The following is an 11,965-nucleotide window of genomic DNA, read 5'->3' on the forward strand; positions in this document are numbered from 1 at the left end:
AGACAATAACCTAGTATTGTCTGCTTCATAAATGCTTACAGTGACAGATTGGTCTTTATTCAAAAAATACCATTAGCTCTTTATTTTGCAAACGTTAAAGCCGAGGTTTCGCACGGCTTCTTCTTTATCATAAGGCGCTAGTACTGCACGTACATGCTGTTGCCCTTGCAGGTATTGCTTGGCCACACGCTGTAGGTCCGCCACCGTCACATCCAATATGGCAGCGCGCATCTTACGTTGCCAGTCAGCACCGCGATGGTGCAGATCAGCAAAGCAGGCTTTGACCGCCTCGCCAGCTGGAGAGCCTGGCTTATCCATACCCGAGATGATACCTAAGATGGCTTCTTCTAGCTGCTCATCGGTCTGCGGCTCATTTAGTAGCCACTCAATACTGGCCTCAAAATGCGCAAAAGTCTCAGCACACTGCGGGTCGCGGTAGCTAAAGAATTTAAAAGCGCAGGCATTGGCGTCATAGCCTGCGCCGCCGCCGTAAGCACCGCCGCGCTCACGGATGGCGCTGTGTAAGTAGCCATTGCGCAGATATGGCGCTAATACCATCAAAGCGGCGGTATCAGGATGATCGGCCGCTGGCACACGATAAGCGCTGGCATTATGATAGACGTTGGTCGGTACCAGCCATGCCAAGTCCTCAACATCGAGCATGGTGCCGCTCTCTCGTGTCTTAATGGCGTCTGTCTCGCCATTTAACGCTGCCGCAAGGTGCAGCTCGGCAAACTCACTTGGGATAGTGTCTTCGATAGTCGCATCAGAGTCATTTAATTGCGCAGCAAGCGCTGGCGCTTGGCTGTTTTTCCAGCTATCAACGATTAAGTTACTTAAGCGCTCGGTTTGCTCAGCTTCACAAATGATCACGGAATGCTTGGGCAAGCTGATCACACGCTGGTGCAAGTCCATCAGGCTGGTTGCCAATTTATCCCACTGCGTGTCATCATCACTGGCATGCGCCAAAAAGTCTTTTAGCGCGTTTAGTGCAGGCAAGCCACTACGCACATACTCAAGCTGCGCTTGACGGCTCATACCGCGGCTGGCGGTTTGCATGGCATAAGAATGCCCAGAGCCAGCCAAATTCGACTGCCAGCCCGCTTGACGCTGCTGCAAAATCTCTTTGATACGGTCATGCTCGCTAAAGACGCTATGCTCCATGACCTCTTTGAGCAAATCAATCGCCTCAGGCTTGCGGTTGAGCGCACGGGTCGCCACCACAAAATAACTGCTGATCGTTTGGCTATCATCGATACTGGTACGCTGGCTTATACGCGCCGTCACACCAGAAGAATGCGCCGCTTGCTTGGCCTGCATCTCATGAGCACTCATCGAGTCAGTACCCAGCTCTGATAGTAGGCTTAAATAAATCGGTAACAGTGGATGATTGATCACCTCGTTCACAGGCAGGCTGCTGGTGTCCTGATTGCCAATGGCATCGGTCAACGGCACAATCACTTGGTAATAATACAAGCCGTTGGTGCCCGCTTCATATTCAAATAGCGTACTGTCTTGCCCGCTTAGGCGCACTTGTTTTTGCGTGCCTTGCTTAAAGCTGATATCGGTCGGGACATCCTCCAGTCCGACTTTTGGCAACAGACTTAAATCATCAGGCGCTGCTTGCCGCGCTGCCAAATCAAGGGCTTGCTGTTTTAAGATGGCTTTATCATCAGCGCTCAAGTCCATCGCGATGGTATCGAGACGGGTCTGCTCTGCTGCAGCAAGGCGCGCTGATTTTTCGCTATCTGGCGTTAGCGTCACGCGCACACGGTGCTGATTGTCGAGCAGATGGGTTTTGATAAGGTTTGGTAGCCACTGCGCGTCTTTTACTTGCTCACGCAGCCACTGCAAATGCTCATCCACTTCCCAGACGTCAATCGGATTGCCATCATGAATGGCCGTGCTAAAGCCTTCGAGCATCAAATTTAAACCATAAGGGATACTATCGCCGCCGATATGGCGCTGATCGATCTCGATCTGATGCAAAATGGTCTCAATCGTATCATCATCGATCGGTTTACTGGCCACTTCAGTCAGTAAATCCATAATACCCTGCTCTACTGCCTCGGCATGCTCAGGGTTGGAGCCACGTAGACCGGTATAAAATACCATCTCATAATGGCTGTCATCGAGTCCCAATAGCGGACTTGGCGCTTTGCCAAGCGGATGACTGTCGAGATACGCACGTAATGGCGAGCCAGCATGCTCGACCAACACGCCTTCTAGCAGACGCAAAGCCAGACGCTGCTTGGGATCGGTGATCGATGGCAGCAGCCACGCCACCACATGATGGGTTTGGTCAGGGCCCGCTTCGTCAGCCGTATAAGTGTCGACCGCGCTGATCGGCGCAGGCAGGCGCTGCTCTGGACATGAGACGTGTTTTTTACCCGCTTCAAACTGGCTCAAAGCATCGTTATGGATTTTCGCTTGGGTCTCGGCGACCGAAATATTACCAAAGCTCATAATCACGCTGTTTGATGGATGATAATGGCTTTGATGGAACTCAACGAGCTCGGCGTGGGTCAAATCAGGAATGTCCGCAGGATCACCGCCCGAGTTATAATGATAAGTGGTCGTTGGGAATAAATGATGAGCGACCGTATGATAGAGCTGGTCGATCTCGCCGCTCATCGCACCTTTCATCTCATTAAAGACAATACCCTTAAACTGCGGTTTATCATTTTCGTCCAATTCTACGCGGATACCTTCTTGAGCAAAATCAAGCGGATGAATATTGGGGAAAAACGACGCATCAAGATACACCGCCAGCAAATTGAAGTAATCGTTTTTATTTTGTGTGGCATACGGATACGCTGTCCAGTCGGCCGCGGTCATGGCGTTCATAAAGGTATTTAATGAGCGCTTAATCATCGAAAAAAACGGATCACGAACCGGAAACCTTGCCGAGCCGCACAGTGCCACATGCTCCAAGATATGTGCCTCACCCTTTGAGTCCATCGGCTGAGTACGAAAGCCCACCAAAAAGGCGTTTTCATCACTTGGGTGCGCCAAATGATAATGCATCGCGCCGGTTTTGACATGCTGACTGATCAGCACGTCCATTGACAACGCCTCGATATGGCGATGCTCAATCAACTCAAACGCTGGATGGAGCGTTAGATCGGCGATAAATGGCGTGTCAGTCATAGTGATCCTTATCAAATTATAATACATAGGGTGCCGTAGTAGATGGGGCTGCTGTTTTGATAAGTCAAGCGATCTGAGCGTTAATATTCTACGTCGCCCCTTCTCTTTATGAGTCGATTGACAGGTCGTTTTGTCAGTCGCTTGATCAACAAAGCCTCATGGGCTGTCTGTTAAATGCTAAATGACTTAGGAGATTATAAAGATTGTCTATCTGGGAATATCCATAATAAAATAATGGATTTAACCCTTAACAAACACCGCCACCACTGCTACTATAAAATAAACGTCTTAATAGGAGCGGATGATGGGCTATCAACATATTTTACTGGTTACCGACTTGTTGTCTGATGCAGATGCCGTCGCACTCAAGGCCAAACGTATCCTTGCAGGCTCTCCTGAAGCGAGGCTGTCTGTATTGCATATCGTCGAGGACGACATGGTGCGCTTTGGCTTTGAGCTGGTGCCAGCCTCCAGCCTATCAGGCGATGTCGATGGCGAGCACTGGCAAGAAGCACGAGAAAAACTGGCGCAGTTTTTGGCGCGTAATGAGCTGCATGCGGTCAACTCTGAGGTGACATCTGCCATCTCAAACAGTAAGGGCATCGTCAATTATTGCCGCGACCATCAAGTCGACTTGCTCATCATCGGCCGCCATGAGCGTCATGGTATCGCCGCATGGTTGGCCAAAGCGACGGCCGACAGTATCTTGCCAAACATTCCTTGCGACAGCTTGGTGGTCAAGCTCGACCAGCCCTTTGCAGAGTAATACGCCGCCTGCGTCATCTGTGTGATGACACCTGATGACGACTTAACAGCGCTCTGTAGTAGTGCTATAGTAAATACTATCTGACATGAGGAAGACGCTATGAGTTACGAACACATACTACTGGTCACCGACTTACTCTCTGATGCCGATATCGTCGCACAAAAGGCCAAACGTATCGTCGATAACCGCCCGGGCGCTAAGCTATCCGTACTGCATATCGTCAAAGACACCATGGTCGGTTTTGGTTATGAGTTGGTCCCCGCCTCGAGCTTATACGATGAGATTGATGATGAGCGCTGCCAAGAAGCACGGGCAAAGCTGGCGCAGTTTTTGGCGCGTAATGAGCTAGACGCCGTCAACTCGCAAGTGACCACCGCCATCTCTAGCAGCGAAGGCATCGTCAATTATTGCCACAAACACGACGTCGATCTCTTGGTCATCGGTCGGCACAAACGCACAGGCATCGCCGCGTGGATCAGCGGTGCTACGGCGGACAATATCCTGCCCAACGTCCCATGCGACAGTTTGGTCGTAAGACTCGACAAACCCGTATCCAAGTAGCGCCAATAACACGTTACTTAATGGTGCTCAAACAATAGCGCTCAAACCGTAACGCGCAAATAGTCACGCTCAAAACCTCAAACGCTAAAAAAGCGCGGTGTATCTAGGACGCCGCGCTTTTTTGTATTTGCTCAATCGTCTTGTATCATATCTATAAAAGTCTGCCAAATCGGGTTTTGATGGCGGGCTTTGTGCCAGACCAACCACCACGTCCGTGACAGATCGATACCTGCGACTTTTACTTGTACCAGCTTTCCTGCTGCCAGCTCCGCCTCGATGACATGCTGAGATAGGCAGCCAAGACCGATATCGGCACTGACCATATGCTTGATGGCCTCTGACTGCTGAATCGCCATGATCACCTCGGCCTCTGGCAGATGTTTGAGTAGCTGCTCATCGATGATCTGCCGCGTGCCCGACCCCGCCTCTCGCACCAGTAGCGGCAGTTTGGCCAACTGCGTAAGAGTCATATGATACAGACGTTCAGTCTCTTGATAATCTGCAAGACCTGCCAGCCATCTGCTATCGCGTTTGGCAAATACCATCAAAGTATCTGTCCGCCATGCGCGCTGCTCGATGGCCTTAATATCTGTGGGGCGCGGCATGCCCTCTACCAACGCGATATCGATATTTAACTGCTCAACCTCCGCCACCACCTCTTGCGTATTGGCGATATACATATCGACACGAGCGTCTGGCAGCACCTGATACAGCTTGGCCAGCAGCGGCGGCAAGGCATAATTACCGATGGTGGTGCTGGCGCCAATATGAATCTGACCGGCTTGATACTTATGATAATGCTCCAGCGTCAACGACTGCTCTAAGATCGCTTGCGCTTGTATATAAATAGGATGGGCATTGGGGTGCTGGTTGAGCCTGCGTCCGACCCGCTCAAATAATGGCATCTGCAGACGCGCCTCCAGCTCACTCAGCGCACTACTGACGGCCGACTGCGAGAGATGTAGCGCTTCACTGGCGCGGCTGGTGCTGCCAGTTTGATAAATACTCACAAACACTGCCAGTTGCTTTAGGGTAATCTTCGGTAGCGTTTGCATGGCTTTTTTCATTGTCTCGCTTGCCTTATATCCGTCTGTAAATGCATGTCACACGACCTATATTTTTTAATACACAGCAGATTTAACAATCTGTCTTTTACTAAGCTTGTTTTAACAACGCCTTCGTCACAGCTGACACCTCTGCTTTTAATAAAGGTGTTTTTCACGCCACTCTTACCTATATTTTCGATAATTTCTATCTTATTAATCTGTTTTTATTATAAGTTGGCTTGTCTTATACTGTCTACTCATAAGCTTATGCTTATTTTGATTATAGCCATGAGGACGACGAGCCATGTATGCTTTTACACAGTCAATGAATCACTATCGCCCGCGCAACCGCCACTTAGCAGGGCTGCTGGTGGTGTTCTTTGGTAGTTTGCTGTGCTTGTGGTTGGATGCCAGCATCGATAGTTGGTCAAATGGCCGTATCGTTGGCCTCTCTCCGTTGACGCTGGCGATATTGCTTGGCATGGTACTGGGCAATACCGTCTACCCGCAGTTCGCGGAGCGCTTACAGATGGGCGTGGCCTTTGCTAAGGGGCAAATATTGCGTCTGGCCATTATCTTTTATGGCTTTAAGCTGACCTTGACACAAGTCTCCAGCGTTGGAATGCCAGCGATCATGACCGACGCTCTGGTCTTGACCTCGACATTTCTATTGACTTACTGGCTCGGTACCAGATGGCTAAAGGTCGATAAGCAAACGACACTACTGATCGGCTCAGGGGCTAGCATTTGCGGAGCGGCGGCAATCATCGCTGCAGAGCCTGTGGTCAAGGCCGAAGCGCACAAGGTGACGATCGCTGTGGCGACGGTAGTAGTATTTGGCACCATCGCTATGCTGCTTTATCCATTTTTATACCATCTTGGCTGGCTGCAACCGTGGCTCGACGCTCAGCAATACGGTATTTATACCGGCTCCACCATTCATGAGGTGGCGCAAGTGGTGGTCGCGGGTAACGCGGTGAGCACCGAGGTCGGCAATACCGCTGTCGTCACCAAAATGATACGGGTCATGATGCTCGCGCCATTTTTGCTTATTTTATCCTTTGCCTTGACCTCATCTGGTAGCGGCCAAGCTGAAAAACCTTCCCTAATGAGCCGTGTGCGACAAGTGAATGTCCCTTGGTTTGCTTTTATCTTTATCTTGGTGGTGCTGTTGCACACTTGGATACCGATGTCCGATGGCTTTGAGCAAAGTATGGTGATGCTAGATGATGTGATGCTGACGATGGCGATGTTTGCGTTAGGCTTAACCACACATATGAGCGCCATCAAACAAGCTGGCGTCAAGCCGCTGATTTTAGGAGCAGTGATGTTTGCTTGGTTGCTGCTCGGCGGCGGAGTAATCAATATCGCTATCAGCTCATTCGGTTAACTTACAGCTCATTTACCTAAAACTAGAGATGCCAACGATAGTGAAGTCATTGGTCTTTTTTATTGCTCGTCTGCATAAGCGATAATAACCATCATAAATGACAACTATCTATGACCCCATAACTTACGATCCTTAACTACAGACGAAAAAAAACGAACCAAAAGGTTCGTTTTTTTATCTTGCTTTATTTATCTATAAAAGACAAATTAGATAGCAACGATGTTGTGTGCTTGTGGGCCTTTTTGGCCTTGAGTTACAGTGAACTCAACTTCTTGGCCTTCAGCCAAAGTTTTGAAGCCTGAGCCTGAGATTTCGCTGTAATGAGCGAAAACGTCTGCGCCGTTTTCTGGAGCGATGAAACCAAAACCTTTAGCTTCGTTGAACCACTTAACTGTACCTTTTTGAACGTCTGACATAGTCATAACCCTGATATTTAATTTATTTGTGGTCTAATAGACCGATAACGCTTGCAAATAGCTACTGAACGATAAATATTAAAACGAAGGATTATAACTAATACTACGAGGTAATGATTTGGTGCAGAACTGCTCTTAAGCTTGGATGTATTATAAGGGGAACATCCTAGTATCGCAAGCCTTATCTCAGGTTTTATGTAACTGGACTTAACTATTGCCCTATATTGGCGACTTTATTTGGCATTTGGTAGACGAAACAAATAGACGATAACCCCGCTACAGACCAGTGCTACCAGCCATGCCGCCCATGTCATATCAGCGGGCAGACGATAAAACAACATGGCAGTCGATATCGCCATCATGATGGTCGCAAGCCACTTAGCATAAAGCGGTACTGCATGATTTTCTTCCCAATCACGGACGTATTTGCCAAAGTATTTGTGATTGATTAGCCAAAAATGAAAGCGCCGCGAGCTACGCGCCCAGCACCCTGCCGCCAGTAATATAAAAGGCGCAGTCGGCATCACGGGTAGCAAGATGCCGATAATACCCAGCACAAAAAACAACCAGCCTAATATGACAAATGTCCAACGCACTGTCGGGCTGTGGTGCTGATTGGTCTTTGGGCGGTAGTAGAAGTGCTTTTTTTGGCTCATAAAGGGTGTCGTTGGATAATGGATATCGTTGGATAGTGTCAGATAGTCAGGTTTTGGCCGGCAAATTTATGACAAAGACGGCGGCTTATAGAACTCACTAAGGATGCCGTATCAGGAGATATGCTACAAGACTATTTTTATGAGGGTTTTGCTATCAATCGGTATGTTTGGTTAGTGATTGGGTAAATTGAGTCTATCTCCCTATCGCAAATAAATCAAAAAGACCGCTGCCTTATTGATAGCGGTCTTTAACACATGTGTCATATAAATGGATTAACCATCTATCTACTTAGCAATATCTATAGCGTCATTACAATAAGCACACTGGCTCTAAGGTTGGCTTGTAGGTGTAAGTGAACTCTTGACCATTTGGATAGGCTTGCTGCAACTCGGGGTCGCTAAAGCTTTGGTTTAGTACCAGCGTTTGTTTGGGTGTCAGCTTTATGACCTTAACTTGGGAGAAAACTGGCTCGTTTTCGTATTGTAGCCCTACTGCGGTACGGTTGGGCTTTAGGTTATATTTTTCTACGGCCGCTTGCTGATAGCTACCGTCGGTATAGCATTTAAAGCGATAGTTGTAACTTGTGCCATCTCGGCGAAAGTTGACTACAGCAGCTTGACCTCCCATCCCTGCTGTCATCGCCCAATAGCCGTCGTAGATCTGTTGTGGCAACTGGTAGGTATTATTGACCTGATCGTTTGGGTGTGATGGCGACATGCCAGTACTGGCACAGCCGGATAAAAACAACGCGCCGCCTAGCATGGCAGCGGTAATCTTAAGATAATGGCTCATGGCTCGTCCTTTAGTTATGAGTGAGTTGATGGGTTATAAAAGTTATATAAATGGTTTACCTTAGCACTTTAAGACAGATAGCATATCACTCTTTAATCATGGCACATTGGTCGAAACATGAGAATGAGCATTAACAATATTCACAAAAAAAACGCCATCACAATTGTGACAGCGTTCTTTATTACTATAGATATTTATGAATTATTTACAACGCCTTTAACTGTGCCATCTGCGCTGTCATCGTTTTAAGCTGCCCTTCTAGCTCAGCCAGTTTTGCTTTCTCCGCATCGACCACTTGCGCCGGTGCTTTACTCACAAAGCCTTCATTAGAGAGCTTACGCGCGATGCCGTCGGCCTGCTTTTGTAGCTTCTCATGCGCCTTGTCCAGACGTGCCAGCTCAGCCGTTGGATCAATTAGACCTTTCATCGGTACCAGCACGCGTAGCTGACCGACCATACTTGATGATGATAATGGTACCTCATCACCTTCTTTGACGATCTCTAAGCTCTCGACTTTGGCCAGTGCTTTAAACTGGTTTTTGATACGTGATAGCCGCGCTTCTTCCTCATCTGAGATATTTTGTAGCAATACTGGCAGGCGTACGGCGTTACCCAGCTTCATCTCACCGCGGATATTACGGATACTGGCGATCAGCTCTTGTAGCCATGCCATGTCCGCCTCCACCTGCTCACTGATCTGCGCATTATCCGCTTGAGGATAGGCTGCGACGACGATGCTGTCAGTATCTTTACGGTTCAGCAGTGGCGCGACAGTCTGCCAAATCTCTTCGGTCAGATACGGCATGATCGGATGGCTAAAGCGCAGCGCCGTCTCGAGCACATGCAGCAGCACGTAGCGGATTTGCGCTTTACGCTCGTCTGTCACCGAGTCGTCATTGAGGCTGGCTTTGGCAAGCTCGACATACCAGTCGCAGTATTCGTTCCAGATAAACTCATAAATGTCATGGCTGACCATATCGAGGCGATACTGGGCAAAGTGCTGATGGATATTGCTAATCGTCGAGTTGAGACGGCTCATGATCCATTTTTCTGGTAATTCCCAAACATCTATGTTGGCCGCTTGGTCGATAGGTTTGGCGTTACCGTCATTATCGATACAGTTCATCAGTACAAAGCGGCTGGCGTTCCAGATTTTATTACAGAAGTTACGATAGCCCTCAACGCGCTTGAGATCAAAGTTGATGTCGCGGCCAGTACTGGCAAGAGAGGTGAAGGTAAAGCGCAGCGCATCGGTACCGTAGGCTGGGATACCCTCTGGGAACTCTTTACGCGTTTGCTTCTCAATCTTCGCCGCGTCTTTGGGGTTCATCATATTGCTGGTGCGTTTTTCGACCAGCGCTTCTAGATCGATACCGTCAATCAAATCAATCGGATCTAAGACATTACCTTTCGACTTAGACATTTTTTGACCATTGCCATCGCGTACTAGGCCATGGACATAGACGGTCTTAAACGGTACTTGCGGCGTACCATCTTCGTTTTTGACAAAATGCATGGTCATCATGATCATGCGCGCCACCCAAAAGAAGATAATATCAAAACCGGTCACCAGCACACTGGTCGGGTGAAAAGTCTGCATCACACGCGGATCGGCCTTAGGGTCTGCCCAATCTAATGTACTAAAGGTCCATAACCCTGAGCTAAACCACGTATCAAGTACATCATCATCTTGGCGCAATTTAACATCGTCGCTTAGATTGTATTTAGTGCGAACCTCCGCCTCGCTACGTGCGACATACACCTCACCTGCCGCGTCGTCGTACCACGCTGGGATACGGTGACCCCACCACAGCTGACGGCTGATACACCAGTCCTGCAGGTCTGTCATCCATGCCATATACATGTTTTTGTACTGTGCAGGGACAAATTCAATACGACCATCTTCGACCGCATCAATCGCTGGTCCCGCCAGCTTATTGACGGCGACATACCACTGATCAGTCAGCCACGGCTCGACGATGGTACCACCGCGCTCGGCACGCGGCGCTTTTAGCGCGTAGTCTTCGATGTCTTCTAGCCAGCCTTCGCTACTTGCTTGCTCGACCAGCTGTTTGCGCGCCGCAAACCGCTCAAGCCCAGCGTATTCGCTCGGCGTGGTCTCAAGCGATGGCTCGCGCGTTTGCAGATCAGCATAGACCTCCATCTCAGGCAAAATGTTGGCACGCTCATCTAAGATGTTAATCAGTGGCAAGCTGTGACGACGACCCAGCTCATAGTCATTAAAGTCATGGGCAGGGGTGATTTTTACGCAGCCTGTACCAAAGTCGCTTTCGACATAATCATCGGCCACGATCGGCACCACGCGGCCCGTGATTGGCAAAGTAATGGTCTTGCCGATCAAATGCGCATAGCGCTCATCGCTTGGGTTGACGGCCACAGCGGTATCACCCAATAACGTCTCAGGACGGGTGGTGGCGACCACCAGATAGTTTTTGCCGTCTTGGGTGGTGATGTCTGTATCGGTAAAATAGTAACGGAAATGCCACAAGCTGCCTTTTTCATCGACGTTTTCTACTTCTAAATCAGACAGCGCGGTTTGGAACTTAGGATCCCAGTTGACCAAGCGCTTACCGCGGTAAATAAGACCTTCATCAAACAGACGCACAAACACTTCTTTGACCGCATTGGATAAGCCATCATCCATGGTAAAGCGCTCACGCGACCAATCCACCGAGCTACCAAGGCGGCGAATCTGACGGGTGATGTTGCCGCCCGACTCTTCTTTCCACTCCCAGACTTTATCGATAAAGTCTTCGCGCGTCATATCACGGCGGCGGATGCCTTGCGCCTCTAGGCGGCGCTCAACGACCATCTGGGTTGCGATACCAGCGTGATCGGTGCCCGGTTGCCAAAGCGTATTGTCGCCGTCCATACGGTGATAGCGGGTCAGCGCATCCATGATGGCATTATTAAAGCCGTGCCCCATGTGCAGCGAGCCTGTGACGTTCGGCGGCGGCAAGGCGATAGAAAACGACTCATCCTTATCAAAAGTCGGGGCAAAATAACCGCTCTCCTCCCAGCCTTGATACATGCCCGCTTCGACATCCTTTGGGTTGTAAGCGTTTTCTAATTGGCTCAAGGCGGCTTGAATAGACTCGGTCAAGTTGGTTGTGCTGTTGGTATGATTCTCAGGATTGCTCATAATAGAATAATCTTTTATTAATAA

At 49.1% G+C, this 11,965-nt stretch carries 9 protein-coding genes; 3 read left to right on the forward strand and 6 right to left on the reverse strand.

The window, feature by feature from the left end; all coding sequences use genetic code 11:
• Window positions 1-72 precede the first annotated feature (72 nt).
• Window positions 73-3,150 carry an insulinase family protein gene (locus CAP50_RS11310; protein ID WP_100750057.1) on the reverse strand — a complete coding sequence of 1,026 codons (3,078 nt, stop codon included), beginning with the start codon at window positions 3,148-3,150 and terminating at the stop codon, window positions 73-75.
• A 304-nt stretch (window positions 3,151-3,454) separates the two neighbouring features.
• Between CAP50_RS11310 and CAP50_RS11315 the strand changes: the two genes are divergently transcribed.
• Both CAP50_RS11315 and CAP50_RS11320 read left to right on the forward strand, forming a co-directional pair.
• Window positions 3,455-3,916 carry a universal stress protein gene (locus CAP50_RS11315; RefSeq protein WP_075100365.1) on the forward strand — a complete coding sequence of 154 codons (462 nt, stop codon included), beginning with the start codon at window positions 3,455-3,457 and terminating at the stop codon, window positions 3,914-3,916.
• 99 nt (window positions 3,917-4,015) lie between these two features.
• Window positions 4,016-4,477 carry a universal stress protein gene (locus CAP50_RS11320; RefSeq protein WP_075100364.1) on the forward strand — a complete coding sequence of 154 codons (462 nt, stop codon included), beginning with the start codon at window positions 4,016-4,018 and terminating at the stop codon, window positions 4,475-4,477.
• Between the two features lie 131 nt (window positions 4,478-4,608).
• On the opposite strand, the gene CAP50_RS11325 is transcribed toward CAP50_RS11320, so the two are convergent.
• Window positions 4,609-5,544 (reverse strand): LysR substrate-binding domain-containing protein, encoded by a 936-nt coding sequence (locus tag CAP50_RS11325; protein ID WP_075100363.1) that lies wholly within the window; start codon window positions 5,542-5,544, stop codon window positions 4,609-4,611.
• Window positions 5,545-5,827: 283 nt separating this feature from the next.
• Here CAP50_RS11325 and CAP50_RS11330 point away from each other — a divergent pair, with 283 nt between their 5' ends.
• A complete protein-coding gene (locus CAP50_RS11330) occupies window positions 5,828-6,913 on the forward strand; it encodes a YeiH family protein (protein WP_100750058.1) in 1,086 nt (361 codons plus the stop codon).
• Between the two features lie 206 nt (window positions 6,914-7,119).
• Here CAP50_RS11330 and cspE read toward each other — a convergent pair whose 3' ends face one another.
• The 4 genes from cspE to CAP50_RS11350 form a co-directional block, all read right to left on the reverse strand.
• Window positions 7,120-7,329 (reverse strand): transcription antiterminator/RNA stability regulator CspE, encoded by a 210-nt coding sequence (gene cspE / locus CAP50_RS11335; RefSeq protein WP_025644841.1) that lies wholly within the window; start codon window positions 7,327-7,329, stop codon window positions 7,120-7,122.
• A gap of 233 nt (window positions 7,330-7,562) precedes the next feature.
• A complete protein-coding gene (locus tag CAP50_RS11340) occupies window positions 7,563-7,985 on the reverse strand; it encodes a YbaN family protein (protein WP_100750059.1) in 423 nt (140 codons plus the stop codon).
• 310 nt (window positions 7,986-8,295) lie between these two features.
• On the reverse strand, window positions 8,296-8,778 hold the full coding sequence (locus CAP50_RS11345) for a hypothetical protein (protein ID WP_100750060.1): 483 nt from the start codon (window positions 8,776-8,778) through the stop codon (window positions 8,296-8,298).
• Window positions 8,779-8,983: 205 nt separating this feature from the next.
• A complete protein-coding gene (locus tag CAP50_RS11350; protein WP_100750061.1) occupies window positions 8,984-11,941 on the reverse strand; it encodes a valine--tRNA ligase in 2,958 nt (985 codons plus the stop codon).
• Window positions 11,942-11,965 lie beyond the last annotated feature (24 nt).

Origin of the sequence: Psychrobacter sp. L7, from assembly GCF_002810365.1 — a bacterium.
GTDB lineage: Bacteria > Pseudomonadota > Gammaproteobacteria > Pseudomonadales > Moraxellaceae > Psychrobacter > Psychrobacter celer.